Here is a 26,132-nt window from a genome sequence, read left to right on the forward strand (position 1 = left end):
CCCCTTACGCGTCGACCTCGACCGTCTCGTCTTCAATACCCAGTTCTTCTTTCAACCAATCGTATCCCTTAGCTTCCAATTCCTCTGCGAGCTTCGCATCGCCGGACTTGACAATTCGCCCTTGCATCATGACGTGTACATAATCCGGCACGATATAGTTCAACAAACGTTGGTAGTGCGTAATGATAAGGAAGCCGATATTGTCAGATTTCATGCTGTTGACGCCATTCGCTACAACTTTCAAAGCGTCGATGTCGAGTCCTGAGTCAATCTCGTCCAAAATTGCGATACGGGGTTCGAGCATCGACATCTGCAAAATCTCGTTGCGTTTTTTCTCACCACCGGAGAAGCCTTCGTTGAGATAGCGCTCAGCGAACACCGGGTCAATATTCAATTGCTTCATTTTCTCCTGCAGCGTCCGGTGAAACTTGAGAACTGGTATTTCTTTTCCCTCTTCCATTCGGGCGTTGAGCGCTTGGCGAATAAAGTTCGCATTCGACACACCAGGTACTTCCGATGGATATTGCATCGCGAGGAACAAACCCGCGCGTGCGCGTTCATCCGTTGACATTTCGAGGAGGTCCTGACCATCCAATGTCACGCGACCACCTGTGACCTCGTAATGAGGATGCCCCATCAAAGACGAGGCCAGCGTGCTCTTCCCCGTTCCGTTGGGTCCCATGATGGCGTGAATTTCCCCGCCGCGAATATGTAAATTCAATCCCTTGAGGATTTCTTTACCCTCAATGCTGACGTGTAGATCTTCGACTTGGAAATTTGGCTTTGCCATACGTACCTACCTCTCACTCATCTGTATATTTCTAAATGTTGACCGCATTAGTCATGTTTCTTCTTAAAAAGCGTATCACACCTGTGCAAAAATGCAAGTTTTCTACGTACACATTGGGTAGCGTGCCCCGTTTGCCAGATGCGCATCGCACAAAAGAGCCGCCTTGGCGGCGGCCCTGATTTAAAACAAATATTTGAATACGAGTTTCGCTTCGTCGGACATCATTTCTTTATCCCAAGGTGGATCAAACGTAAGCGACACATCGACTTCTTCGACACCCTCCAAGGACGTCAGCCGCTCCACGATTTCATCCTTGATTTCGTCAAATAACGGGCAACCCATTGTAGTGAGCGTCATCGTGACTTTGATGCGCTTGCCACCATCTTCAATATCGATATTGTAAACCATCCCTAAGTTGACGATATCAATTTGAATCTCCGGGTCGAGCACCTCAGTCAACATATTGCGAACCAGTTCTTCCGTGACCAAGCCGTTCCACCTCACTTTCAAATCATACACAAATTCCCATTACAGCAAGGACGACAATTCCGTGTACTCCAGATGCAACGCGTTGGCCACCGCTTCGTACGTGACCTTCCCACGATACACATTGACACCTTTCGCCAGAGCAGCGTCCGCCTTAACCGCGGCTGCGGCACCCAAGTTGGCCAAACGCACCGCATACGGTATCGTCACATTGGTCAACGCAAGCGTCGACGTGCGCGGAACCGCCCCTGGCATGTTGGCTACTGAATAGTGTACCACACCATATTTCTCATACACCGGATCACTATGGGTCGTGATGCGGTCAATCGTCGCAATCGATCCGCCTTGGTCAATCGCCACATCGACAATCACGCCGCCCGGATTCATCCCCTTGACCATGTCATCCGTGACAATCTTCGGCGCACGCGCACCCGGTATCAGCACAGCGCCCACAAGCAGGTCGGCGCCTTCAATATGTTCGTGCAGGTTATACGTGTTTGACATCACGGTCCGCACTTGCCCGCGGAACATGTCATCCAATTCTCGCAGCCGCCGAGGGTTGCTGTCAAAAATCGTGACATCTGCGCCCATCCCCAAAGCCACACGCGCCGCGTTCGTACCAACAATGCCGCCGCCGACAATGACGACGCGCGCCGGTGGCACCCCAGGAACGCCAGCGAGCAGCACACCACGGCCACCAAACGGCTTCTCCAAGAAGTGCGCGCCCACTTGAATAGACATCCGGCCCGCCACTTCTGACATCGGCATCAAGAGTGGCAGACTGTTATCAGACAATTGAACCGTCTCATAACCAATCGCCGTGACGCCGGTATCCATCAAGGCTTTTGTCAATTCGGGCTCCGGCGCGAGATGTAAATATGTAAACAGTGTCAGATCAGAGCGAAAGAAAGCAAACTCAGACGGTTGTGGCTCCTTGACCTTGAGCACCATATCAGCGTCTCCCCAGGTGGACGACGCATCCGCGTAAATGTGTGCACCAGCCTCTTGGTACTGTGCATCTGTAAACCCACTCCCTGCGCCAGCGCCGGTCTCGACAAACACCTGATGACCCGCATCCACGAGCGCACGTACACCAGCCGGTGTAATGGCAACGCGATCTTCATTGTTTTTAATCTCTTTTGGCACTCCGATTCTCACGACTGTTTCTCCCTTCACCAATACCGCCTAATGGAAGCCAGGCTCGATTTATTTCTAGTGTACGTCTCTCATAATCTAAACGCAATGAAACGTGATAGGTAAGCTTACTCGCTCCCCTCGCCTGGCGCCACAATTCGTTTCACACGGACGCGTCGAGTCCGTGAACGACGTGCCTCCTCAACCGCTTCAGGATGCACCTCTAGCCACAGTTGAATGCGTTTGACGTCGCTCGGCGCAATGCGCCACGTGCGGTCATTATACAAAAATGACTCCCCTGTCAACTCGTCCACAAGCGACTCCACTGCCTGTCTTACGGCCTCAACTGGGACATGCAGCATGTCTGCCAACTCTGCCAGACTAAACCGCGTCGTCATGGGTTTCCTGCTCCTTTCTCCACGTTGCCTCCCGGGCACCGTAGGCCGTTTTCGCGTTAAAAACCACCCTGAGGCGTGTTGATAATCATCACGTGGGCCATCCGATTAAAGAAATCCGACTGATTATCCGAAATCACTCGGAAGTTCACCGCGATGGATTGTCCAGGCTGAACGACACTCGGCCACACCTGATCTTTATACTCGGGTGTCAAGTGATACATAAAGCGAATACTGCCATCCGACAAAAAACTCTGTTCAGGCGACGACGCAAACCAAATGACGGCACGCGCTGAGCTGAGTGGAAACGGCGATTTAGACCTGTTGGTCAATCGCGCATCGATTTGTACCGACTGCGCACGGCCATCCACGACACGGGGTTCCACCTGTACTTGACTCACGTCAAGCGGACTCTTGGTCCACACCTTGTCAGCCATATCGGTCGGTACCAAGTGCGCTAGGTAAAAACGAAGATGCGGCGTTTCCACGATAGCCTGTGTCAGCGGTGCATGTAGCGTGCTGCCGTCCGGGTGAAATCCCCATTGTGCGGTCTGGTGCGGCGCAATGGAGCCACTTGGCCCGTTGACAAACGTCAACCAATTTTCTCCGGTTTGCAGGTTATTGTCCCCTGCCGGCGTGAACGACAGGACACCAAAGATATCCGATTCGTGCACCGGTTTATCTGAGGTGTTCGTCAAATCGGCAAGGACGTCTGAATCCTTCGGGTCTCCAGGCAATGTACCTACGCGCACGTTGGATATTTGCAGCGGGGCTTGCGCCATCCCATACTGCTTAGCGTCTAATTGAAACGAAACCGACGCTGAAGTTGCAGATGCTTGGTGGGCTGCTTGTTCTGCATCATGTCGCTCTAGACCTATCCCCACGCCAATGACTGCGGCTGCCGCGACCAGTCCGCTGGCAATGCCCGCATACCAAGTGCGGGGTACTCGCTTTCGCCGTCCTCCTGCAAGTGCTAAATCTTCTGCTTTTGCGGCATTGAGAACGCGCGACTTCAACTCGTCGCGAAACGGAACTTCACTCAATTGCTGCATGATGTTCTGGAGGTCTTTATCGTCTCGATTCGTCATGAAACCCCATCCCCTCCTCACTGAGCGCACGCTTGAGCAACTGCCGTCCTCGATGTAATCTCGTTCGAACCGCTTGTTCAGTTATTCCAAGAACCTCTGCCACCTCTTGGCTCGACAGTTCCCGCTCATAATAAAGAATGACCACTTCCCGATACTTCTCCGGCAATCGATGAACCGTCTGCCACAATTCATCGCGATCAAGCTTCGCGGCCACTTCCGTGGCCGTGTCCGACACCGATATGGCCGCCAGCGCGTCGCCGTCATCTGCAACCTCGTGCTTCGCGCTCCAAGATCTGAGATAATCTTTCGCGCGGTTCGCCGTAATCGACAGCAACCAGGTTTTTACAGAGCTGTTCCCTTGAAACGACGCCCAATTTCGCCATGCTCGAAGAAAGACATCCTGGGCGATGTCTTCTGCCCTATGATAGTTGTGAACATAAGAGTAAGCGAGATGGATTACGTCACTCCCATAAGCGTCCATCCACTCCTCGAGACGAGGAAGATCTGGAAACGCTTCTTCATCGCTCGCCCGACGCGCTTTCGGCATGTTGATTCCCCTTACTGAAGCGCACGCCTTTTGACTGTTAGACGAAGTTCTCCCGCTAAACGTGACAAAGGCGTGTGCGAATCCCTAAAACATGCTACACTTTCGAGCAGATTTGATAAAGAGATGTTGGAGGTTACTATGTATAAGACGCTGCGCAGCGCACTCTTTCAACTAGACCCAGAGCGAGCACACCATCTTGTCCTCAACGCCTTGGGACACTGGCCCAACCTGGGTAAACTTGCCGTCCGCCCGTGGACGCCCGACAAAATCCTGCACACGACTGTGCTCGGTATGACCCTTCCCCACCCAATTGGGCTCGCCGCAGGGTTGGACAAAGATGCAGTTGCTGTGCCAGGTCTCTTCCATTGCGGTTTTTCCAGTATCGAAGTCGGCACCGTCACCCCCGTTCCGCAACCCGGCAACGAATTGCCTCGCTTGTTCCGGTTGAAGGCAGATGAGGCACTAATCAATCGCATGGGTTTCAATAATAAAGGAAGTCGTACCTGTGCCCACCGCCTAGCCAACTTGAAACATCGAGCAGGTTATGTCGGTGTCAATATTGGCAAAAACAAAGTGACACCTAACGAACGCGCTGGCGACGACTATGAACGTGCGCTTCGCGACGTCATTGCGACTGCCGATTATGTGACGATAAATCTGAGTTCTCCAAACACGCCAGGCCTCCGGGACCTACAAAGTGCGCGAACCATTCAATCTTTGCTAGACAGACTCGCGCCTTACCTGACTGAACATCGCAAGCCAGTCTTTGTCAAACTGTCTCCAGACCTCAATGACGCGGCGCTGACTCATATCGTCGAAGCGTTGTTAGAGTCTAGTTTGGTCGGGCAACTAGGTATTATCGCGACCAACACGACAATCTCTCGGGTGGGGCTGAAAAGCGCGGAGAAAAAAGAGAGTGGCGGATTGAGCGGGCGGCCGCTCAGGGCGAGAGCGACCCAAGTGATTCGCCTTGTTCGGCAAACAGCACAAGGACGCTTGCCCATCATCGGTTGCGGCGGAATTTTCACAGGGGACGACGCGTACGAAAAAATTCGAGCTGGCGCCGACCTGCTACAGCTCTATACAGCCTTCATCTACGAAGGACCAACGGTCGTTCGAGACATCGCCAGAGGATTGGCCGAACGGCTTCGGCAGGACGGATTTTCCACCATCGCCGAAGCCGTTGGCACAGACGTCTGGGCATAGGCCCGGTGATATCAGGCAGATCAGACGCCGACGATATGATATCCTCCGTCGACGTGAATCACCTCGCCTGTAATCCCCCGGCTCAAATCCGACAAGAAAAACGCCGTGACGTCGCCAACCTCTTGCGCGTCGACATTGCGGCGAAGCGGCGCCTTCTCCTCCATCTTGTGCAACACGTCGTTGAAGCCACGCACGCCTTTCGCCGCAAGTGTGCGAATCGGCCCAGCGGAGACCGCATTCACACGGATGTTGTCCTTGCCCAAGTCTTTTGCAAGATAGCGCACAGCCGACTCCAGCGAAGCCTTGGCAACCCCCATCACGTTATAATTTTCCACCGCGCGCTCACCACCTAAATAGCTCATGGTGACGATGCCACCCCCATCCGTCATCAAAGGACGGGCAGCGCGGGCCACAGCGACCAGTGAATACGCGCTAATATTCTGCGCCAGCAGAAACCCTTCACGGGATGTCGCCACAAATTCGCCCTGCAAATCTTCGACATTGGCGTGCGCTATCGAATGCACAAGGCCATGAATCGAACCTTGTTGACCAATTTCGGCAAACGCTGCCGCTATCGAAGCATCGTCCGTGACGTCGCATTGCACCACGCGTGCGTTCGTCTCCGGGAGTTCGGCAAGTAACTTCTTAATCTGTTCCCCCGCCCGCTCACTCCGGTACGTCAACACGAGATTTGCCCCATGTTGCGCTGCGGCTGTCGCGACGCCCCAACCAATGCTGCGCTTATTTGCGACGCCCATCACGACAATGGTCTTGCCAGTCAAAAGTGCCAAGTGATAACCCCTTTTCCAGTGGACAGTTCTTTTACATGTATACCATCCGGCGCGAACATCGTAAACAATCGGTCGAAAGTTTGCACACGGTATTTGGAAAACATTCTATGAGTGCGTTACAATAGGCTTGAAACGACCCAATTACATAGGGAGGTTTGTCCACATGGCTCATGAATTACCAGCATTACCGTATGCGTTTGACGCACTCGAACCACACATCGACGCCTTGACGATGGAAATTCACCATGATCGTCACCACGGGACGTACGTTACAAACTTGAACAAAGCGCTCGAAGGTCAAGCAGACTTGGCCAATAAAAGCGTTGAAGAGCTGATCAGCAACCTCAACGCCGTTCCAGAAAACATTCGTACGGCAGTCCGCAACAATGGCGGCGGCCACGCGAACCACAGCCTGTTCTGGAAGCTGCTCTCGCCAAATGGTGGCGGCCAACCAACAGGTAAATTGGCTGAGGCGATTCATAGCACTTTTGGTAGCTTTGATAAATTCAAAGAGCAGTTCAACGCTGCAGCGACAGGCCGTTTCGGCAGTGGCTGGGCGTGGCTGGTTGTCGACGGTGGCAAACTCGCCATCATTAGCACAGCAAATCAAGACAATCCGTTGATGGAAGGGAAAAAGCCTGTTCTCGGCCTCGACGTTTGGGAACACGCATACTACCTCAAATATCAAAACAAACGCCCTGATTACATCGCAGCGTTCTGGAATGTCGTCAACTGGGACGAAGCAAACAAAAACTACGAAGCTGCACTGTAAGACATACACATATTCCAAAAGCTGTTCCTCAGCATGCTGGGGAACAGCTTTTTTGTCGTCGTTGCCATGAAAAAAATCTAGGACAACTCCCTAGCTCATGTTACACTAGATTTAACCATTTACTAAACGCCATGTCGCGATTCGGATAGGAGGTTGAGTCGTGTCAAAACAGACCCCAGGGCGCATGCACTGGGTTATGCAAAAAATTCTGATTCCGACAGCAGCTATCTCATCATCCGCAGCCATCTTGATTTGGTCCTACCAATACCACGAGCGTCATCTGAACGAGCAATTGTTAAATGGACAAGCTGCGCAAGCATTGGCCAGCCAAATAAAAACCGGAACGACGACCTCTCTACAGTCATCGCAGACGTCAAGCGCTTCGCAGACGTCGACAGCAACCGCCAGCGACCACTCAAACACGTCAAACAAGCAAAGCAACGCCATCGGCAATTCGAAGTCGACGACGCATTCAGACAAACTGACGACACCCAAAACAACGGCGACAAAACCGTCATCGTTCGCGAATCACCCGGGAAAATCAACTGGTACACAAGACAATTCTGCTGCTGCGACGCTGGGCGCGGTTCTTGGCGGACAGGCGAAAATCGTCGCAAAAAACGCGTACGCAGACACGTCCGTCAAATCTTCAGTGTTACAATTCGGACCATCTCCAGACACCGAGGGCGTCCTGTCCTCCTATTCAGATGGACAAGGACACAGTTTAACCGTACCAGCACCAATGACGCATGACATCGTCGCAGTTCCACTCGAACAGGGCGTCATTTGGGCGCAAATCCCGAAATCCCCCACAATAGTGGGTGCGCAAAATCCCCCAACGGTGATTCAATACACGCCATTCCCGACGGATGCCAGTCCGACGCCACTCACAGAGGGCGCCATCACCATCGGTCAGGTACCCGCGAATGTCGCATCGGCGTCAGCATTTAACACCGATTGGACGACGGCTGTTTCACCGGCACAAGTCACAAGCGGATCCGCCGCATCGGACAACGCATCCACAAGCCAACAACCAGATTCGGCCACCGCGATGCAACCACTTGGCGGCTCAAACTCAAATGCGTCTTTACAACACGATAACGTCGCACAAAATAAACCAAATACCACCACTGTTCATCTATTGGAATTAGAGCAGACGCACAGCGGGGCTGTTATCGTCTTTGAGCTGACAGATGCAAGTGGCGCAAAAACCGATGCACTGCAGTATTTTGACGAGACCACCAGGCACGTGTTGTCCTTGGCGAATCTACAGACGACTGCCCGGCAAAACGTGTGGTGGGCCGTCGGTCAAACAGACGTTTACTGGGGAACTTCAGTTCGCTCGTCCAATGGAAACTCGATATCGGGCAGTGCGACCCAGTACAACCTGACGCGCAATCAAACACAATCTATCGCCCTGGGCACTTGGACCGACAACGTCTACATCCATGGCGACAACCTCGTCTATCAAATCGGCAATACATCAAGTTGGGCCCTGTTTACGCCGAACCCCTGAGCGACGCGTACCGGCACAAAAAAAGCTGCGCGGGACACGACAAAAAGGCGCCTGCCCCACGCAGCTTTGATTTCGTTGTAGCCCGTGTACCCACGCATTTATCTCATGCGCGTCACGCCGGAAGCCCGCGTGCTTGTCCAACCCTTTAACGATAGCGAACCAGCTGCAACACCTCTTCGCGCATGCGCAAATCCGACTCATAGCGACCGCGAACCGCCAACGTCATCGTCTTGCTGCCTGGCTTCTTAATGCCGCGCATATTCATGCACAGGTGCTCCGCATCGACGACCACCATGACGCCTTCGGCATTCAACTCGGTAAACAGTACGTCAGCTATATCGTTCGTCATTCGCTCCTGCACCTGAGGCCGCTTCGCGACCGTGTCCACCAAGCGGGCCAACTTCGACAAGCCTGTTACCACATTGTCGCTCGGAAGATAGGCCACATGGGCTGTCCCAAAAAAAGGTAGTAAGTGATGCTCACACATCGAGTAAAACGGAATGTCGCGAACAAACACCATTTCCCCATGCTCGACGTGAAAACGAGCGCTCAACTCCTGTTTTGGATCTCGATGTAACCCCGCAAAAATTTCTTCATACATACGTGCGACGCGCGCTGGGGTGTCCAACAACCCTTCGCGATCTGGGTCTTCGCCCACCGCCGTCAAAATCATGCGCACGGCTTCTTCAATCTTGGCCAAGTCCATTGTTCGTGCCGGTTGGATGGATGTATCTTCGAATTCTGCGTCCACATGATGTGGGTGAATGTGTGTTGTCAACTGTGTTCCTCCTCATCAATCGCCCCGCACTTCAAATGGGAGCCATTGTACATCCTTTATACAATGATGTACGGTCGTCCACAAGCGTCGTTGTCATCCTGCCCGAACAATCTACCAGAGATGCATACGTGTATGACCACACAATTCTCTGTCGCGGTTGCTCACATCGGCGCGGGACTTGATGGCTATCAACCCCCGCGCCTGACGAATCTATGTCTGCACACTACCAAACAGTTCCTGCACTATCAAGCGGTCGGACCACAATCTATTCCACTATCGCGAAACTGCACTGTGTTGTAAAGTGCCCCCCACCCTTTGACCTGCGTTATCTCATCGTTGACAGGACACGTCGCGTAATATGCGATATACCCCTTGATATTGCCACCAGTCACTTGCGGACGATTTCCCGTAATGGGCGCAATGGCCACAAATGCCGGTATACTCAGGGTGGACAACTGAAATGTCGCGTATTGCGATTGGTTACAGTAAAACGCAGGTTGGAACGACGTGTTGATAGACTTTAAGCCTGCATCCCAACCGCGAATAAAATCCTGAAACTGTTGCGCTGTCTGGGCAGGGGTATTGTAACCTTCGGGATCGAGAATGACGTAGTTCGGACGCCGCGTTCCTGGATATGCCTGGATTTGCGTGCCAGCATATGACCCGGCGTCAAACCCTGCTTGATAAAAGGTCGTTCCACTCGTCGGCCAACTGACCGTCCAAAACGACAACCACCACAATTTCGCACCACTGGACTCCAGCACTTGCGCGACCTTTGCGTCAGGCTTTGCGGACAAGGTCGCTGTAAACGGACTCGTTTGCGCCCCAAGTGCTGTCGTCACGGCAATCCCTGGCCAGCCTTGGGAAATGGCCTTTTGAACGTCAGCGGTCGTGGAAATCGACGCGTACACGCCAACAGAAGGCGACGAAGTTGTGGGCGCAGGCTGCGTGGATGGCGTAGGATCCGTCGACGTGACATTCGGCTGCGCATTTGACACGCACACCTGCTGCGGCGTTTCCTGTGTGGGCAGTGCACCGTAGCCACGCGGAAACACCCCATGAATCGCGTAGTAGGTCAGCATGACGGCCAGTGTCAGACTGTCGAGGGACGTCACGCCCCCCGCGTTGGCGAAATAATTCGCTTTTGCACTTGCCACGCCTTGGCCTAACGCGTACATTTCAAATGGCGTATGACCGCCTGGTTGTCCACTGGGATTCGCCCAGCCACACGGATTGTAATATAAGGAGTAGACTGCAGCCCCTCCTACTGCCACGACAAGATTGCCCTCGGCGGCGGCGAACCGCCACGCATTCTGAAAATTCCCCGTACAATTGGCTCTCGGAACGCCGCAGACGTTCGCCGCCGCCTGTGCCTTGAGTAGGTCCGTCGGTGTCGCCGCATAAAGATACACATGGCTTGGACTTACAGTCATGAATTTCCACACTCCCCCTGTGTTTTCTGTGGGCAAGCACCCGCTCAATACAGAGCGAACGTGCATTCAATACAGAGGCTGATGACGCGCGCAATATCACTCTATGCAAGTGATTACACAATGCATGTAGGCGCCACAGAAGGAGGCGATGGGTATGCACTTCTTGGCAATGGGCGATTCCATCACGTTCGGCGAAGGGGCAACCCGCCATTGCTTGAGCTACCCATGTGTACTAACTCAGATGCTCCGACACACGCGCGGTATCCAATCGGCTTCAGGCCTCGTCGTGGCAGAGCCTGGTTGGACCAGCGGCGCACTCAACGCCGCCGCACACGCGCTGGGCCGAACGGCGTTTGCGAAAGAGCGCGCAATTATCATCTGGGTCGGCGGCGACGATTTAGGCTATGCTGCACTCGCCGCAGCAAATGGGTCGTCACAGCCAATGCGGGGGGTAACATCTGCGTTAAAACGCTACGGCTACCAGTTGCGGGGCCTCGTTCGCTACATTCAAACATCGACCCACACGCCGATTTACCTGTGTACACAGTACAACCCATTTCCCAATAGCCCACTCGCAGTCGATGGCATCGCAGCGCTCAATGCGGTCACAAAAGAAGTGGCCGATAGTGCAGGTTGCATCTGTGTTCCAACCGCCAGCTGGTTTGCTGGTCGACAAAAGGAACTAATTGCTGGATATCACACGGGCACATTGCGCGATATCAAACGGCACGGTGTACTGCCCATTCACCCAAACAATGCGGGACACCAAGTTATTGCACGCGGGCTCTATGGGATAATTGCACCAAAATTCAGCCTGTAACATAGGCTAGGGCACCGTGTTTAGTGAGTTAGTCGGAGGTGAACGCGGATTGCTGTCACTTGCCCTTGCCGCCGCGATGATGCGGGACATGGTCCTTGTCACCGGGTTTGTCAATCAATCGTTTCCACAGCCACTGGATAAAGAAGAAGAACAGGCGTGTTTTGAACGCTGGCGCAAGTACCAGGACAAAGCCGCACACGATTTGCTAGTCGAGCACAACCTACGCCTAGTTGCACACGTCGCCAACGTATCCGCTACACAGTCACGACATCGATTGGGCCTGTGTCAATTGCACCATTGGGCCAGTAATGAGCACATCAACCGCATCATCAGAGGCGTCAATGAGGCATTCGTCCACAAAGCTACAGACCATCTGGCGGCGAATCGCAAACGGAATCCGCTCATCGCCCGTTAAGAACATCTGCATCACCTCTTCTAGCGCCCGCCGGCGCGCCGATTCCGTTTGCTGGAGAACCGACTGTAAATGCACTGTGCGCGCCGCCGCACGCGCTTGCTGTTGCCGCAGTAGCTGGGCATGGCGTTCATATTCCACTTGCGACAAATCCCCCGTCACATACAAATTCTGAAGTCGCTGAAGCCGCTGAACCAGTTGCTCGTATTGCGTTTGCGACCACTGTATGTCATCTAATATCCTTCGCGCATGTAGACCCGTATCATCTAATGTGACTTCTTTCCACATCTGTGATGCGAGCAGCCGTTTGACCAGCTCGCCAAACACAGCCCGCTCAATCGCCTTCGCGCGAATCGCGCGGCACCGATACGAACACTGTCGCGCCGCACCTGATTTCTCCGCCGGGCGCCGATAATACCGAAGGTCCCCATCCCTCTTAGTTCGAGATGCTGCAACATGCCACATCCGGTGACATAAACGACACCGCAACTTCCCCTGAAGCAAATGTTGGTACGTATTGCGACGAGACCCTTGGCGATGCGCCGCCTGTCTGCGCTGACGCGCGCGCTCGAATGTCGCATCGTCGACGATACGCGGCACAGGGTAAACAATCCAGTCGGTTTTCGGATGCCAGCCAATTACGCGCCGGACACGCAGACGACCGCGCGCGACGGCACCCCGCTCCTTCTTCGTTCGACGTCGATTATATGTGTACCGCCCAACATACATCTCATTGCGCAAAATGTGCGCCACCGTGGCATGACTCCATGTCAGCGCCTTACGCGTCTTGGTCGGTGCGCCGCATTCGTCCAATCTCCGGGCAATTTGGCGCATGCTAAGCCGTTCGTCGACATACCACGCAAAAATTTGCCGGACATACGCCGCTTCCGTTTCGTCAATGACCAACTTTCCGGATTCGTAACGATATCCGTATGGGTCAATCCCCATCGGCATAATTTGCCCCTCACGAGCCGCCCGAAGCTTACCCGACAACGTCCGTCGACGAATTTGCCGCAACTCGTACTCCGCAATACTACTGATGATGTTAAATAACAAATGCGCTTCATCTGATTGATCCCAATTTGGCACATCGACAAACACAATATCGATGTGATGTTGCTTCAAAAGGCGGACGATAATCGCTTTATCGGCCATATTGCGTGACAGTCGGTCAGGGTGCTTGACGATGACGTGGCTCAGCCGCCCTTCTGCAGCGGCGTCAAGCAGACGTGTGAGCGCTGGCCTATCCATATCTTCACCTGAAGCGCCTGCCTCGCGGTACACTTCGACATCCTCTGCTGCAATGCCCAGCCGTTTCGCCTGTTCCATGCACTGCTCCAACTGCACATCGAGACTATGACCATCTGTCGCCTGCGCCCCTGTCGACACCCGAATATACACGGCGGCCTTCAGTAACCGCACGTGCTATCCCTCCCTTCGTCGTCATGGCGACCTTCAGACACCTGTTCAGCAAACACGACCAGTTGTTTGTAGAGTGCGACCAATATCGAAGTGAGTTCCTGTTGCTGCTCCGTGCCACCGCCATTCGAATCTATACGAACAAAAATCGGCCTATCCGTCACAATCGCCCCCCTCAGCAACTTGATATGCCTTGAAGGGATTGTCCTAGACGGATAGACCGCTGTTTCGGTACCAGTACTATCGTTGCAATCAAAACGAACCACGTATGACACTCACGAACTACGACCGGGGCGACGGGTCATCCTCTCGTGAATCAGCCTCTTTCGCTATCTCCTGTGGCTGCACCTGCGTCTTTTCCCGTCGATGGCTGCGGACTTTCAAATAGACGATGGCAGCGACAATCAGACAGACGACGATGATAACCGGGATTAAATAGCGATGTAAAAATGGCCACAATTTGCTGACCAGTGCGCCAATGTAATGCCCAGCGATGATGAAGGCACCCGACCAGGCAATAGCAGACACCGTGTTCACTGGCCAAAAAAGCCAAAACCTCATCCGATTGATACCGGCCAAATAAGGCACCAAAATGCGAATGCCGGCGATGAACTTCGCAATGACGAGCACCGCGTACTCGTAACGCTGAAACTGTTCATTCGCCTTATCTAGACGGGCAGCCGTAATCCCAATGTACTTACCCAAGTACAGCACAATCGGACGTCCAAGAAAGCGGCCAATACTATAAGCGACTGTGGAGCCGACGATGTTTCCGAGCGCTCCTGCCGCCCATAGCGGCGCGAGTCGAAAAACGCCTTCCGTCCACTCGATACCCGACAGAGTAAGCGTAGTTTCCGCGGGAAACGGAAATCCGATTGCTTCGATGAACGTGATAAGGAATACGCCAAAGTAACCAAAGTGGTGAATCCAATGTTGAATCAAGGTCCACTGTTCTCCTTAGTGCAGACTTGAAGCAAACTCGTGATTGTGTATGTAACACGAAGAAGTTTGATTCATCCGGTATAGACCAAGACGATTTAATTTCAATTGGAACCGTGGGCCTGATTAAAGCAGTCGACACGTACCAACCAACCAAAGGGACAAAATTTGCGACATATGCGGCCCGTTGTATCCAAAACGAAATTCTCATGCAGCTTCGCGCACAACGCAAGACCCGCAAGGACGTGTCGCTTTACAGTCCTATCGGCACAGACAAAGAAGGCAATGAAATACCTATAACAAGATGACTGTACACAACGAGTGCGCCATATCTTTGATTATCCCCGATATGGCGGACAAGCTCAATGGCATTTCGGCATTTCACCACAGTTTCTTCCTATGAGGCCGCAAAACCTGTGTACACAATTTGCTCGCAAGTGATTTTCGTTAAATTTCCGTGAAATGTTTGTATCACAAACGTTAAACCTTGGTTAAATTTACATAAATACTCCAGTTTTAACTATGCACTTTTATAATCAAATAGAGGGACAGTACATAGAAGCCAAGGAGAGAACATCCCGTGATCGGTAAATTCCTAAATAGTGTAAACCAAAAACTCATTCTCAGCTTTATCGCCGTTCTTTTAATCCCTTCTCTCGTCGTCAGTGTCATAGCCTACCGCACGTCATATGCCAAAATGGCAGACGAACTACTCAATAACGCGACGAACAACGTGGCCCTAATGAATTCGGACATCTCAAAATACATTCAACCCGAAATGAACAATATCACGTACTTATCTGAGGAAATCAGCAAATCTGATTGGTCTTCAAACGACGGTGCGAAATTAGACGCCATCCTATCATCGTTTAGTGACACACACCCAGAATTGGCAGACCTCGATTTCGCATCGACCACTGGCTTTTACAGGAATTATTCTAGCCAGCAAGTGCCAAACGGATTCAACGCCCAACAACAACCTTGGTACCAGCAGGCAGAACAGGTCAGTGGGCAAATATGTATCCTTGACCCCTATCCATCCAGTCTGTTAAAAGGTCAGCTCGTGATTGGCATTTCGGAAGTTGTGCACGATGGCAGCGGCGTAATTCACTGTGAAATTCCTGTATCTGCGTTAAGCGATGTGATTGGGTCTGTCAAAATTGGCCAAACGGGCTTCCCATTGATTATCGATCGCGCTAAAAAAGTGGTCATCGACCCTGCCCTGAAAGCCGGCGAGGATGTCAGCAAACTACCGTGGGTAAACAGCATGTATACCAACACCGACGGTTCTGAGACCTACACCCAAGACGGTCATCAGCAAAAGCTCGTCTACACGACAAACCCCATTACCGGGTGGAAAATCGCAGGCGCCATGAACACACAGGACATGACAAACGCGGCGCGCCCCATTCTCACGACGACGCTCATCGTGCTCGTCATTGCCTTGATTTTGGCTAGCGGGCTCATCTACATCAATATTCGCAACATCGTCAGCCCACTGCGAAAATTAGTTCAAACCACGAAACGGGTTGGCGCAGGCGACTTGAAGCAACGCGTACACATCGCCAATCGCGACGAGTTTGGATTAGTATCACACAGCTTCAATCAAATGGTCGACACACTAGAAACCGTCATTGACGAAGTCTCACAAACGTCGGACAAACTCGCTGCCGCGTCACAAGAATTGACTGCCAGTGCCGAAGAGACAAACAAGTCAGCGGAACACGTATCGCTTTCGATTCATACGATGTCCGACAATATCGCGGTTCAAGCGCGCAACGTCTCAGAAAGTTTGGCTGCAGTAACAGGCATCAGCGAGGACATCGAACAGATTTCCAATCGCGCGCAATCGGTTGGCGACGCAGCCACTGAAGCATCGGATATTGCGAAACACGGCAACGATTCCATCCAGCATGCCATAACGCAGATGAGCGCTGTAGGTCAGGGCGTCACCCAATTGGCGGAACTGATTCACACGCTCGCAACCAATTCTCAAGATATCGGCAACCTGACCGAATTGATTACAAGCATCGCATCGCAAATTCACCTTTTGGCACTCAATGCCGCCATTGAAGCCGCTCACGCTGGCGAGCACGGACGCGGATTCGCCATCGTCGCGGAAGAGGTGAGAAAACTCGCTGGTAACACCGCCGACGCGGCCCGACAAATCGTGGAATCCATCTCGCTCATGCAGGCGCAGTCGGAAACCGCAGTCACGGCCATGCAGTCTGCACAGACAGATGTAAATAACGGCATTCAAGCTGTACATGTAGCAGGTACCTCCTTCGAGCGAATCATGGAGGCCGTCGAGGCCGTACAAACACAAATCCTCGATGTCTCCTCTGCAGCCCAACAAATTGCAGCAGGTACGTCCCAAGTGCTGACGTCTATTCAACAAATTGCAGCGTCCGCAGAACAAAATGCAGGAAGTTCGGAAAGTGTGGCTGCTATGGCAGAAGAACAAATGGCAACCATGCAAGAAGTGGCCGCCTCAACTCAGGAATTATCGCGGATGGCGGAACAATTACGCCTAGCCATCGCCCACTTTCAACAATAACGCGCCATCAACTTATCGAGAGTCGAACGTTACAGTAGGTACAAAGAAAACCGCGCCTTTTCCCGCGATGGAGAGGCGCGGTATTCATGATGCTCTACACCAAACAATACCCCAAGGCGGCGTAACTGCCATTTTCCCCTTCTGTCACGGAGATTTCATTGTCTCTTGATAATACTTGGCGACAATGTTGACGACCGCCTGATGGCGCGTTTGGCGCTGTGTAGCGGACATCGGTGGTGGTGCGAAGATACTTATCCGCGTTCCCCCGATATCCATCTCTTTGTCCGGCTCTATGTCCGGTCGAACGTTCGCAGTCGTCTGAATCCCTTCACTCAATCGCAACTACAACACCCCCCTATAACCATATGACGACAAAAAGTGCAGCTTGCCTGACGACGTTGCGCCACACACCGCTAATATGGAATCGGTGTTAAATCGCTGTAGGTTCAATATGAATGAGTTGTGGTCACTTCTACGACCTACCTACGAACTGCAAACGAGGAGGCGCATCGACCCATGCCTTTCGGAACATTCCCAGAGCATCTCGGCAATGTGTGGGTATACCTTCGGAAATCGCGAGAAGACCGAGAAGCAGAGGAACGCGCACGCCGTGAAGGTCGCGGTGACATCGAGACCCTGTCTCGCCACCGCCGCAAACTCTTTCAATTGGCGTCCAAGTTTCAGTGGCGTATCACGCGTGTATTTGAAGAAGTTGTCTCCGGTGAATTTATATCGGAGCGACCAGCAATGCAAAAACTTCTGCAAGGTGTAGAAAACGGTGAGGCACAAGCCGTTTTAACCATGGACATCGACCGCCTTGGGCGCGGCGATATGGAAGACCAAGGGCGTATCATGCGAGTCTTTCGCGAAGCCGGCACCCTCATCCTAACCCCTGATAAAGTCTATGATCTCTGTGATGAGATGGATGAGGAATGGACCGAGTTTAAAGCGTTTTTTGCCCGCCGTGAACTCAAGATGATCACCAAGCGGATGCAACAAGGACGCATCACCAGCGTCCAGGACGGCAAATACCTCGGCACTCGGCCACCCTTTGGTTACGATGTGAACGACGAGCGGATACTCATTCCAAATCAAGATGCCGACACGGTGCGCCTTATATTTCATCTCCACGTCAATTGCGGTATGGGGGGCAGCCACATTGCATCGTACTTAAACACACTCGGAATAAAGACGCCAACAGGAAAATCGTGGAGAGCCGCGAATGTGGTTGCTATCCTGAGGAATGCCCATTATGCCGGTTATGTCGTCTGGGGCCGGATAAAACACGACAAGCGCAAAGGAACCTACACCAAACGCCCCGAAAAAGAAGTAATTCGAGCCAAAGGGCGCCACACGCCGCTGATTTCCATAGAGATGTTCGAGGCGAGCGCGCAAATTCGCGCGTCGAGATCTCATGCCCCACTCGGTTGCTCGAAACAGATTGCAAACCCATTGGCCGGCCTCATCGAATGTTCGAAATGCGGCGAGAAACTGATTCGCCGGCCTTATTCCAAACAAGGTCCTCACTTGATATGCAAAAACCCGAATTGTCCCCAACGCAGCACCCGACTGGATATTGTCGAACAAAGAGTGGTTCAGGCGCTCCGCGAATGGTTTTGCGAATACACCATCTCCCGCGACGAAGTGACTGCTGCCACAAGTTGTCCGACAGAGGCGCACCACAACATGCGATTACTGACGAAGATAGACGATGACATTCACCGCCTAGAAACACAGCGGGACAATTTACACAACCTGCTCGAACAAGGTATTTATGACGCAGCGACATACCATGATAGAAGGCAAAAGATCCTCTCGGAATTATCCACATTAGAGCACCAAAAAGAACGCTTGCTCAAAGAGATTGACCAGGAAATAGCGGCTGATTGCGCACCGCAAATGGCTATCCCGCAGGTGATACACGTGCTCGACCTCTACCCAAAGATGAAAACACCGGCAGAACAGAATCGATTGCTTCGCACAATTTTGGATAAAGCGGTGTATAACAAGGAAACGCATCAGCGGGGTGCGGAGTTCAACTTACACCTTTATCCCATATTCTGAGTCGCCTGTTTAAGCGACCAGTACAGATATGATGGTGTGGAGAATGAAATTACGATATCAGACATTCTCTGGTCCGACACGGACAATACAGAGGATGAAGTCAATAAGCGTTTGGAAATCAGCGGCATGATTAAACTCCTCGACGTCCTAGACGAACGCGAGCGAAAAGTCATTGAGTTGCGATTTGGACTGGTAGATGGCCGGGAGTGGACACAAAACGAGGTCGCAGACACCTTGGATATATCTAGGTCATATGTATCCAGACTGGAAAAAAGGGCGCTGCTTAAGATGTTTCATCAATCGTACGCAGGCCAAGAACGTAAGAAGTCATATATTTACAGGAGAAATTCGCGATAAATCTCCATATATGTGTCACATTTTCCCCCACCGCGTCGTCTATAATGAGGATGTTTCGTTAACGAGGTGGGTGGATTATGTTTTCAATGCGATCCCGGCGCTTATCAGCCAAGCTCTTCATTCTACCAGCGCTGATTATCGCCCTGTTCTGTGGCGTCGCCGCATTTGAGGTGAGTCAGCAGCACGTACGTGTGCAAATGCTAGGAACATCATTCGATGTTTCCTCCATCAGTCAAGTCTTGATTCAAACAACGGGGTCTTCTACAGCGAATTCAGCAGGCCAATACCAATTGACCAGTCAGGACAGCATCTTGCGATTTTGCCGCCTGTTGGAGACGGCAAAGCCCTACACCGGGAACGAAGGCGACTTTGCCACAGATATCGACAGCGTCTTGATCGAATCATCCAACCACATTTTAAGTATTCCCGTTGCACGGACGAGTACAAACGTGATTCTGCTGTTCAACAACGCACACGCGTATATCGCGCCTAAGGGGTTCTTGACGGAGCTTCAACAGCTGGCAAAAACGGAACAAACGCCATCCAACGCTACGCCTTGACCAGGCGCCGCCGGATGGCGCTTACCTTCGCGCGATACATCAATGGCTGATGAGGTCACCGTCACCGTTTACTTCGTGCCACACCCCGTTGATCTTAAACCCGCCATGCTCCACAATTTCCTTCATAAACGCAGGGTGTTTTGCTTTGATTTGGTTGAGCACGTCATAATCAATCGTATACGTGTCAGACATGCCAAACGTTCCAAACCCAAAGTCTTTCCGACCGTCGTTGTATACGAGATATCCCCGCACGGACGGATTGTCCAAATTTTGATGGCCTTCAAAGTCGGACGGCGTAAACGTCTCAAACTCAAAATTGACCACGGACCGGTCTGCATTAGACCTCTCACTCATCTCATCACAACCCCCCGCGCAATCAGTCACCACCCCTTATAGACTGCTGCAAAACGCAAGAGAGATACATTCAGCTTGCGTTTCGGATGAACATCCGATGAACAGCACACGTCAACTTCTCCGTTGCTCCAGATGTCGTTTGGCCTGACGGCGCAAAGGAGCGTCTCTTGAACCCTCGACACCGGCTTTTCCATCAGTCAAGCTGGAAGTTGACGCCTTCTGCAACTGACGACGGCGCCGCCGGCCGGGAAGAGATATCATGAACAGCCAGTGTAACGCACAGAGCACGAAAACTTTCACCCAAAAAGGAACGACAAACAGAATCACACCGAGTACTGGATTCGGAACTGCGGAAAGCACGAGAAATCCAATCCAGGCCGTATACGTCACTGGCCTGTCCTCTGCAAAATGTGCGCCCAACCACACATTAAACTGGTCGAGTGAATGAATCCCCCGAATTGTTATCATATGCTGTGAAAATACGACCCCAAATTTTCGATCCGCCGGCCACCACGATAAACTCCACACGAGGTGCCGATGGGCATACCAATATACATACATCATGAAACAAAACACAAGTGTCCATAGAAATTTCCTCAAGCAACCACCCCTGCGATGGATACCCGAACATCGCACACCGCCGACACGCGCGAACGTGTACAGGCCAACATCGCAAGCTCATCATAGCCCAATTAGCGCTCGCTTGCCATTCTATGGACGAACTATCGCGCTCACCTTACTGGTTGCTCGGCCACGGGGCAAGTGTCACCTTCACACTCGTTTGTGCGCCGCCTCGCAAAACGGATAATGTCACGGTCTGCCCCGGCTCATCGGCGTCGATATACTGCGTCAATTGCTCTATCGTGGTGACCTTTTTCCCGTCAATCCCAACAATAATGTCGCCATCTCCCTTGAGGATTTTAAACGGATCCGCCGAATCACTCGCGCTATTCAACTTCGCGGCGTTGGTATCCCCACGCAGGCCAGCTTTCGCGGCCGGACTTCCCTTCGTGACAGAGGTGACATAGACACCACTGCCGCTCGCCAATTTCATCTCCTGTTGCATCAGGGAATCGATGTCCATCCCTTCAATACCCAACCACGCGTGCTGAATGCTCTTACCGGAAAGCAATTTCTGTTCAAGCGACACTAAGCGGTCAATCGGAATCGCAAAACCAATCCCAATGGAGCCTTCAATCGGACTTTCAATTAAGGTGTTGATACCGACCACCTGACCGCTGGCATTGAGCAATGGTCCACCGGAATTGCCTGGATTCAGTGGCGCATCCGTTTGAATCATCCCATTCATCACATGTCCACCGGACTCCGACATCGAGCGGTTCAAGCCGCTGACAATGCCCGAACTGACACTCGCCGTCAGTTCAAACGGATTGCCAATCGCCACAACCAGATTTCCCGGCTGCAACGTCTTTGCGGACCCAAGCGTGAGCGGGCGCATCGACGCAGGCGCGTTGATGTGAACAATGGCCAAATCGTCAAGTGTATCAGCGTTGACGACCGTGCCCTTGAACTTCTCGTCGCCCACACTCAACTCCACCGTCTTGGCAGACCCAACAACGTGTGCATTGGTCGCGACATCGCCACGGTTGTCAATGAGAAAGCCCGTGCCGATATCTTCCTGAGGGTCGGTGTCCTGTCCACCACTGCCATTTACCGCCGTAATCGTAAAAATGCTGCCCTTGACCTCATTGTAGATATCTGTCACCAAGGTTGAATCCGACAGCGACGGATCCCCAGAACCCGCTCCACTTTGCGCGTTAGAGCTCGGCGCACTCTGCGACGGCAGATACACGACATTCGATCCGCCCGAATGCGCGATACCCGCCCCCGTCCACACGCCAAGCACGTAAAACACTGCTAAACCGAGACCGATTGCGGGCCACATGATGGCAGTTTTCCGACCTCTGCGTCGAGCCTTTGGCCATTCGTCGAAATCATCCCAGCGACGCCCCATCGTGTGTTCCTCCTCATCGATTGCCTCTGAACGAAGTAACGCGCTATGCCTGTGCAGCGGCAGCGCACGATTTGTAACGATTCGCTCAAAACAAACAAAACAATATATTCCAACCCTAACACCTGTGCCTACATTGTATCTGCCAACGCAGTAGGGAACAAGTTCATGTAGACGTCAGCCAAACACCGCACGCGCGTGTCCTCTCAAACACCAGTCTCGACGTCTTGGTGGCTGCGTCATACACGCAGCTCGCGTAGATACGCCTGCGCACGCTGTAACGCCTCTAGCCGGCCTGCCTCAAACGGTCGCAACGCAGCCTGTTCAGCCGTGTCCAATTGGCTTTCAAACGCGGCGTACAGCACTTCCAAAGCCGATTGCAAGCGGTTGATTGCATCGTCTAGCACCGCTTGCGTCGTCTTCTCCATACTCGCCTTGACAACCTCCATCACAGCCGGCTCGCTCTCATCCATCATCTTCCGTTGCCCATCGCCTTCAAAAAATTGCTTCGCGGAAGAGAAGTGCCGATAAAACGGCTGGAACGTGTCAGCTGGAACATTAGCGGCGACAGATTCGACAACCACTCCAGAGAAATCCGGCTCCTCCAGCGCCGGTGCCTGAAGCGCATGCTCGTCAAACGCCTCGCCCCACACCTCCGCCACGCGACGAACGTTTTGCTCGGCCAATGCAGCCGCCCGCAATGAGAAGGTCCTCGTCTCAATGTCAATTTGCCGAGCAAGTGCGTCGGCCAACCTTTCACCTGCCTCCCGCAGCTTGTCTTGACTGCGTCCGACACGAAACTGTCCCGGGTGAAACGCCTCGCGAAACAAATCGCGATAGCGCAAACGAATTCGCTCGGAGGCATGAAACACGAGCTCTTCCAAATCGTGAACGTATTGCCCTAAGAGCGACGAGGCGCGGTCCGTATCGCGCGCATGCGCCTCGTTCAACGTTTCACGCAACTTGGCTAGTTCATTTTGCCGACGATTTCGGAACGATTTATCATCCGCCTGACGGGCGACTTCGTCGGAGAGCAGATGGTCGACTTGCGACGCGACTTGGGCCAGTGCCCGGCGCACCATATCCGCCGCGAGCTGGTCACCCTCGGTTTGCACGTACTCCGTCAACTCCTGTTCGAGTGCAGTCAACCCAGACACTGCAAGCATTTCATCCACATTGGGAAGAGGCGCAGTGCTGTCCAACTGCAATCGAGTGCGCGCCATCGCCTGATACTGTTCGTCGTCTGGCGCCGCAGAGAGGCGCCGTGCCGCCAAGCCAATCTGCGCCGACACCTCGTACACGCGCGGCTCACGAATCCCCAAGCGGCGCAACTCACTGAACACGCGCGTGCGGACCGCGTCGCGTTCCTCCGCGGACTTGGCGAGATCAACCGCGTTAATCACCGCAAACAGTTTGTTGGTCTTGGCGACATCTTGGACGCCAGCGAGCTGCAGCAAGAAATCTCTATCTCCCTGCGTGAAGGCGTGGGTGTAGTACATGACAAAAATCACGGCGTCGGCATGCCGCATATAACGAAAAGCGACATCAGTATGGCGCCGATGAATCGAGTCGACTCCCGGAGTATCCACAAAAATAAACCCTTTGCGAAGCCATGGATGGTCGGCGTAGACATCCACCCTTGCCACGTATGCTGCATTCGCTTCAATCGCGGTAAACGACTTAAGTTCATCAAGCGTTGTCGTCCACGCTGTCCCCAGGCGGTCGCGCATGACTGCATAACCTTCGTAAATGGCCTTGAGAAAGCGAACGTGCCGGCGCAACGATGTCGGATAATCCTTAGCGTTCATCGCGCCAGCGCGATGAACGGCCTCATCGAGCCCTGAGAACTGTTCGTGCAACGCCGAAAAGGCACTTGCGACATCGCGCCACAACTCCTCCTCGGTCTTCGCGGAAACGACGATTTGTGCTTGCCGCTCATCCTCGGCCTGCAATTGCGTCACTGCGGCCGTTGTGGGGTTCGGTGACACCGTGAGCAGCGACTCGCCAAACAGCGCGTTTAAAAGCGACGACTTACCTGCTGAAAACGCGCCAAAAACCGCGACGAGATAATCGCGTCGCGCAAGTCGCTGTTCTACATCCATCACTTCGCGCAACGAAATATCCGGTAGGGTTTGCAGATTGATTTGTACGTCGCGCAACAACTCGCGCAGACGCTGTTCAGAACGATGATTCGATGTCGTCACGGATTCGGTACCTCCCCGCTGCACAGCGCATCCACCCACTCGCGCTCCTTGCGCAAAACGCCTTCGAGTTGTTTGAGCGCCGCGACGCGCTGGCGCTGTTCTTCTATGCTATGCGACTTGTCCGCGTGATACGTTTTGTATGCCGTATCAGCCTCGCGAAACCAGACGTCGACCAATCCGTTCAATTGGCCTAGGACATCGCGCTTGATGCGCGCCACAACGTCCTTGACGTACTGATACGGATACTGTGACGACACCAAGGCGCCTGGCTTCACCAACTTGCGAACGTAGTCCAGCGTGACATCCACCGTCAACCCTTCCAGTTGCGACAACCAGCTATCTTGTCCAAAAGGCAGTTGGCGGATATCCTTGGCTATTTGATTACGCAGCGGCACCAGGAGATAATTGGTAACGCGGCCCGTCAAATCCTCAATAAACGCCTCGCCGCGACGTGTCTGTTCGGCGGCGGTTTTGGCGGCGGATCGGAGAAAACCAACTTTGAAGTCCGGTCGCAGACTCTCTACAAAAAACCGGCCCTTCTCCGTCGTCTCATAAGGCGAAATCTGCGCCAACTCGACTAAGCGCACCCAGCTTTCGCGCAGCGCGCGCTGGCTGTCGACAAAGGCCGCATTTTCCTGTTGAAACGCCTCTTCCAACTGCGTGAGCGCTTGTTTTTCCTGCGTCAGCCAGGTGGCGAGTTCCCTTTCATCCATCGGCTCACTGCCAAACCAGTCGCGCACCTGCGCCGCAACAGATGCGCGCTCGCCTGCAAGCTGTTCATGCACCGCGTCGCGAATAATCTCGTCGAGCCGCTTCTGTACTTGTTCCACGTGTGTTGCATCATCTACATTCTGCAACCCCGCCAAAAAATCGCGAAACGCATTCAGTTCGCTGTAGGGCGATTCTGTTGTCGACGTATAGAAGATGTGTTCGAGTTCAATGCCGTAGTCCTCCAGCGCAGCTTCCACATGCTCGCGAAACTCGGCGAACGTCAATTCAAAATCAAGGTGTTTATCCACCTGATTGACGACAAACACAATTCGTTTGCCCTCTTCCGAAAACGCCCGCAACAACTCGAGATTTTCCTCCGCCTCGACATGTTGATAATCGGCGACAAGCACCATTAAATCCGCGCGATGCAGCGCATTCATCGTCGCTTCTCGATGCGCCTCATCCGTCGAGTCGACACCTGGGGTGTCCAGTAACTGCACACGCCCATTTGTCCCTGGCAACGTCACGGCGTGAACCGTAGCCGTCGTCGGCACTGCACCGGTCTGGAGCGCATTCGACGCACACAAGGCATTGATGAGACTCGATTTCCCGGCCGAAAACAGACCGCAAAACGCGACGCTCGTGCTGGCATGGTCCACGGTCAACTCCTTGAGGACATCGTATATCCGCCCAGCGTGAAGCTTGTCCCCTCTATTCTCTAACCATTGCCCTACCCGTTCATAGCGTTCGAGCAGTTGTGGTTTATCCATCATTACCCGCATTGCCTCAGAAACTCCCTTTACGACGAACTTTTTCACCTTACCGTA

General features: G+C 53.0%; 26 protein-coding genes and 1 pseudogene. 9 read left to right on the forward strand and 18 right to left on the reverse strand.

Annotated elements, in window-relative coordinates; translation table 11 throughout:
- Window positions 1-4 precede the first annotated feature (4 nt).
- The 6 genes from sufC to J3482_RS01145 form a co-directional block, all read right to left on the reverse strand.
- A complete protein-coding gene (sufC, locus tag J3482_RS01120) occupies window positions 5-790 on the reverse strand; it encodes a Fe-S cluster assembly ATPase SufC (protein WP_146822422.1) in 786 nt (261 codons plus the stop codon).
- A 180-nt stretch (window positions 791-970) separates the two neighbouring features.
- A complete protein-coding gene (locus J3482_RS01125; protein ID WP_021297132.1) occupies window positions 971-1,279 on the reverse strand; it encodes a metal-sulfur cluster assembly factor in 309 nt (102 codons plus the stop codon).
- A 39-nt stretch (window positions 1,280-1,318) separates the two neighbouring features.
- The gene (ald, locus tag J3482_RS01130; protein ID WP_146822421.1) at window positions 1,319-2,434 is read right to left on the reverse strand and encodes an alanine dehydrogenase; all 1,116 of its coding nucleotides are present in this window, start codon (window positions 2,432-2,434) and stop codon (window positions 1,319-1,321) included.
- A gap of 104 nt (window positions 2,435-2,538) precedes the next feature.
- Entirely contained in the window at window positions 2,539-2,808 is a 270-nt protein-coding gene (locus J3482_RS01135) for a hypothetical protein (protein WP_146822420.1), read from the reverse strand.
- A gap of 56 nt (window positions 2,809-2,864) precedes the next feature.
- Window positions 2,865-3,893 (reverse strand): hypothetical protein, encoded by a 1,029-nt coding sequence (locus J3482_RS01140; RefSeq protein WP_206916359.1) that lies wholly within the window; start codon window positions 3,891-3,893, stop codon window positions 2,865-2,867.
- A complete protein-coding gene (locus tag J3482_RS01145) occupies window positions 3,874-4,440 on the reverse strand; it encodes a sigma-70 family RNA polymerase sigma factor (RefSeq protein ID WP_146822418.1) in 567 nt (188 codons plus the stop codon). Before J3482_RS01145 ends, J3482_RS01140 begins: the two co-directional genes overlap by 20 nt.
- A gap of 138 nt (window positions 4,441-4,578) precedes the next feature.
- Between J3482_RS01145 and J3482_RS01150 the strand changes: the two genes are divergently transcribed.
- Entirely contained in the window at window positions 4,579-5,646 is a 1,068-nt protein-coding gene (locus J3482_RS01150; RefSeq protein ID WP_206916362.1) for a quinone-dependent dihydroorotate dehydrogenase, read from the forward strand.
- Window positions 5,647-5,666: 20 nt separating this feature from the next.
- Here the strand turns inward: J3482_RS01150 and fabI are convergent, their stop codons facing one another.
- On the reverse strand, window positions 5,667-6,437 hold the full coding sequence (fabI, locus tag J3482_RS01155; protein ID WP_146822416.1) for an enoyl-ACP reductase FabI: 771 nt from the start codon (window positions 6,435-6,437) through the stop codon (window positions 5,667-5,669).
- 163 nt (window positions 6,438-6,600) lie between these two features.
- Here fabI and J3482_RS01160 point away from each other — a divergent pair, with 163 nt between their 5' ends.
- Both J3482_RS01160 and J3482_RS01165 read left to right on the forward strand, forming a co-directional pair.
- Window positions 6,601-7,209, forward strand: coding sequence for a superoxide dismutase (locus J3482_RS01160; protein ID WP_146822415.1), 609 nt, complete (start codon window positions 6,601-6,603; stop codon window positions 7,207-7,209).
- Between the two features lie 160 nt (window positions 7,210-7,369).
- Window positions 7,370-8,725 (forward strand): hypothetical protein, encoded by a 1,356-nt coding sequence (locus J3482_RS01165; protein WP_146822414.1) that lies wholly within the window; start codon window positions 7,370-7,372, stop codon window positions 8,723-8,725.
- A gap of 145 nt (window positions 8,726-8,870) precedes the next feature.
- Here J3482_RS01165 and folE read toward each other — a convergent pair whose 3' ends face one another.
- Together folE and J3482_RS01175 are read right to left on the reverse strand one after the other, a co-directional pair.
- Window positions 8,871-9,431 carry a GTP cyclohydrolase I FolE gene (folE, locus tag J3482_RS01170; protein ID WP_031218907.1) on the reverse strand — a complete coding sequence of 187 codons (561 nt, stop codon included), beginning with the start codon at window positions 9,429-9,431 and terminating at the stop codon, window positions 8,871-8,873.
- Window positions 9,432-9,748: 317 nt separating this feature from the next.
- A complete protein-coding gene (locus tag J3482_RS01175; protein ID WP_146822413.1) occupies window positions 9,749-10,936 on the reverse strand; it encodes a hypothetical protein in 1,188 nt (395 codons plus the stop codon).
- A gap of 154 nt (window positions 10,937-11,090) precedes the next feature.
- On the opposite strand from J3482_RS01175, the gene J3482_RS01180 reads away from it, so the two are divergent.
- Window positions 11,091-11,756, forward strand: a complete 666-nt coding sequence (locus J3482_RS01180; RefSeq protein ID WP_188332202.1) for an SGNH/GDSL hydrolase family protein — start codon at window positions 11,091-11,093, stop codon at window positions 11,754-11,756.
- A 262-nt stretch (window positions 11,757-12,018) separates the two neighbouring features.
- Here the strand turns inward: J3482_RS01180 and J3482_RS01185 are convergent, their stop codons facing one another.
- The 3 genes from J3482_RS01185 to J3482_RS01195 form a co-directional block, all read right to left on the reverse strand.
- A complete protein-coding gene (locus tag J3482_RS01185) occupies window positions 12,019-13,590 on the reverse strand; it encodes a recombinase family protein (RefSeq protein WP_146822411.1) in 1,572 nt (523 codons plus the stop codon).
- Entirely contained in the window at window positions 13,578-13,751 is a 174-nt protein-coding gene (locus J3482_RS01190; RefSeq protein WP_188332201.1) for a hypothetical protein, read from the reverse strand. Before J3482_RS01190 ends, J3482_RS01185 begins: the two co-directional genes overlap by 13 nt.
- 118 nt (window positions 13,752-13,869) lie before the next feature.
- On the reverse strand, window positions 13,870-14,529 hold the full coding sequence (locus tag J3482_RS01195) for a DedA family protein (RefSeq protein ID WP_146822410.1): 660 nt from the start codon (window positions 14,527-14,529) through the stop codon (window positions 13,870-13,872).
- Window positions 14,530-14,555: 26 nt separating this feature from the next.
- On the opposite strand from J3482_RS01195, the pseudogene J3482_RS01200 reads away from it, so the two are divergent.
- Window positions 14,556-14,825 (forward strand): annotated as a pseudogene (locus J3482_RS01200) (sigma-70 family RNA polymerase sigma factor); the annotation flags it as partial.
- Between the two features lie 281 nt (window positions 14,826-15,106).
- Window positions 15,107-17,083 (forward strand): methyl-accepting chemotaxis protein, encoded by a 1,977-nt coding sequence (locus J3482_RS01205; protein WP_206921942.1) that lies wholly within the window; start codon window positions 15,107-15,109, stop codon window positions 17,081-17,083.
- A gap of 144 nt (window positions 17,084-17,227) precedes the next feature.
- On the opposite strand, the gene J3482_RS01210 is transcribed toward J3482_RS01205, so the two are convergent.
- Window positions 17,228-17,425 (reverse strand): hypothetical protein, encoded by a 198-nt coding sequence (locus J3482_RS01210; RefSeq protein ID WP_206921943.1) that lies wholly within the window; start codon window positions 17,423-17,425, stop codon window positions 17,228-17,230.
- 174 nt (window positions 17,426-17,599) lie between these two features.
- Here J3482_RS01210 and J3482_RS20780 point away from each other — a divergent pair, with 174 nt between their 5' ends.
- The 3 genes from J3482_RS20780 to J3482_RS01225 all read left to right on the forward strand — a co-directional run bounded on the left by J3482_RS20780 (window position 17,600) and on the right by J3482_RS01225 (window position 20,064).
- A complete protein-coding gene (locus tag J3482_RS20780; RefSeq protein WP_206916379.1) occupies window positions 17,600-19,147 on the forward strand; it encodes a recombinase family protein in 1,548 nt (515 codons plus the stop codon).
- Window positions 19,148-19,183: 36 nt separating this feature from the next.
- Window positions 19,184-19,504: a sigma factor-like helix-turn-helix DNA-binding protein gene (locus tag J3482_RS20785; RefSeq protein WP_051189507.1), complete on the forward strand. Its 321-nt coding sequence runs from the start codon at window positions 19,184-19,186 to the stop codon at window positions 19,502-19,504.
- A gap of 77 nt (window positions 19,505-19,581) precedes the next feature.
- On the forward strand, window positions 19,582-20,064 hold the full coding sequence (locus J3482_RS01225; protein ID WP_146822407.1) for a hypothetical protein: 483 nt from the start codon (window positions 19,582-19,584) through the stop codon (window positions 20,062-20,064).
- A gap of 39 nt (window positions 20,065-20,103) precedes the next feature.
- Here the strand turns inward: J3482_RS01225 and J3482_RS01230 are convergent, their stop codons facing one another.
- The 5 genes from J3482_RS01230 to J3482_RS01250 all read right to left on the reverse strand — a co-directional run bounded on the left by J3482_RS01230 (window position 20,104) and on the right by J3482_RS01250 (window position 26,087).
- Window positions 20,104-20,418 carry a hypothetical protein gene (locus J3482_RS01230; RefSeq protein ID WP_146822406.1) on the reverse strand — a complete coding sequence of 105 codons (315 nt, stop codon included), beginning with the start codon at window positions 20,416-20,418 and terminating at the stop codon, window positions 20,104-20,106.
- A gap of 111 nt (window positions 20,419-20,529) precedes the next feature.
- Window positions 20,530-20,808: a hypothetical protein gene (locus tag J3482_RS01235; RefSeq protein WP_188332200.1), complete on the reverse strand. Its 279-nt coding sequence runs from the start codon at window positions 20,806-20,808 to the stop codon at window positions 20,530-20,532.
- A gap of 346 nt (window positions 20,809-21,154) precedes the next feature.
- Window positions 21,155-22,393 carry a S1C family serine protease gene (locus J3482_RS01240; protein WP_146822404.1) on the reverse strand — a complete coding sequence of 413 codons (1,239 nt, stop codon included), beginning with the start codon at window positions 22,391-22,393 and terminating at the stop codon, window positions 21,155-21,157.
- Window positions 22,394-22,629: 236 nt separating this feature from the next.
- A complete protein-coding gene (locus J3482_RS01245) occupies window positions 22,630-24,594 on the reverse strand; it encodes a dynamin family protein (protein WP_146822403.1) in 1,965 nt (654 codons plus the stop codon).
- Entirely contained in the window at window positions 24,591-26,087 is a 1,497-nt protein-coding gene (locus J3482_RS01250) for a dynamin family protein (protein ID WP_206921944.1), read from the reverse strand. Before J3482_RS01250 ends, J3482_RS01245 begins: the two co-directional genes overlap by 4 nt.
- Window positions 26,088-26,132 lie beyond the last annotated feature (45 nt).

Source organism: Alicyclobacillus suci, from assembly GCF_017329615.1.
GTDB classification, from domain to species: Bacteria; Bacillota; Bacilli; order Alicyclobacillales; family Alicyclobacillaceae; genus Alicyclobacillus; species Alicyclobacillus suci.

Bases quoted from the DNA above. Each gene is read 5' to 3' on its own strand.
- sufC (WP_146822422.1), bottom strand. From the start codon at position 790: ATGGCAAAGCCAAATTTCCAAGTCGAAGATCTACACGTCAGCATTGAG.
- J3482_RS01135 (WP_146822420.1), bottom strand. From the start codon at position 2,808: ATGACGACGCGGTTTAGTCTGGCAGAGTTGGCAGACATGCTGCATGTC.
- J3482_RS01140 (WP_206916359.1), bottom strand. From the start codon at position 3,893: ATGACGAATCGAGACGATAAAGACCTCCAGAACATCATGCAGCAATTG.
- J3482_RS01145 (WP_146822418.1), bottom strand. From the start codon at position 4,440: ATGCCGAAAGCGCGTCGGGCGAGCGATGAAGAAGCGTTTCCAGATCTT.
- J3482_RS01150 (WP_206916362.1), top strand. From the start codon at position 4,579: ATGTATAAGACGCTGCGCAGCGCACTCTTTCAACTAGACCCAGAGCGA.
- J3482_RS01160 (WP_146822415.1), top strand. From the start codon at position 6,601: ATGGCTCATGAATTACCAGCATTACCGTATGCGTTTGACGCACTCGAA.
- folE (WP_031218907.1), bottom strand. From the start codon at position 9,431: ATGGACTTGGCCAAGATTGAAGAAGCCGTGCGCATGATTTTGACGGCG.
- J3482_RS01175 (WP_146822413.1), bottom strand. From the start codon at position 10,936: ATGACTGTAAGTCCAAGCCATGTGTATCTTTATGCGGCGACACCGACG.
- J3482_RS01180 (WP_188332202.1), top strand. From the start codon at position 11,091: ATGCACTTCTTGGCAATGGGCGATTCCATCACGTTCGGCGAAGGGGCA.
- J3482_RS20780 (WP_206916379.1), top strand. From the start codon at position 17,600: ATGCCTTTCGGAACATTCCCAGAGCATCTCGGCAATGTGTGGGTATAC.
- J3482_RS01225 (WP_146822407.1), top strand. From the start codon at position 19,582: ATGTTTTCAATGCGATCCCGGCGCTTATCAGCCAAGCTCTTCATTCTA.
- J3482_RS01230 (WP_146822406.1), bottom strand. From the start codon at position 20,418: ATGAGTGAGAGGTCTAATGCAGACCGGTCCGTGGTCAATTTTGAGTTT.
- J3482_RS01240 (WP_146822404.1), bottom strand. From the start codon at position 22,393: ATGGGGCGTCGCTGGGATGATTTCGACGAATGGCCAAAGGCTCGACGC.
- J3482_RS01250 (WP_206921944.1), bottom strand. From the start codon at position 26,087: ATGCGGGTAATGATGGATAAACCACAACTGCTCGAACGCTATGAACGG.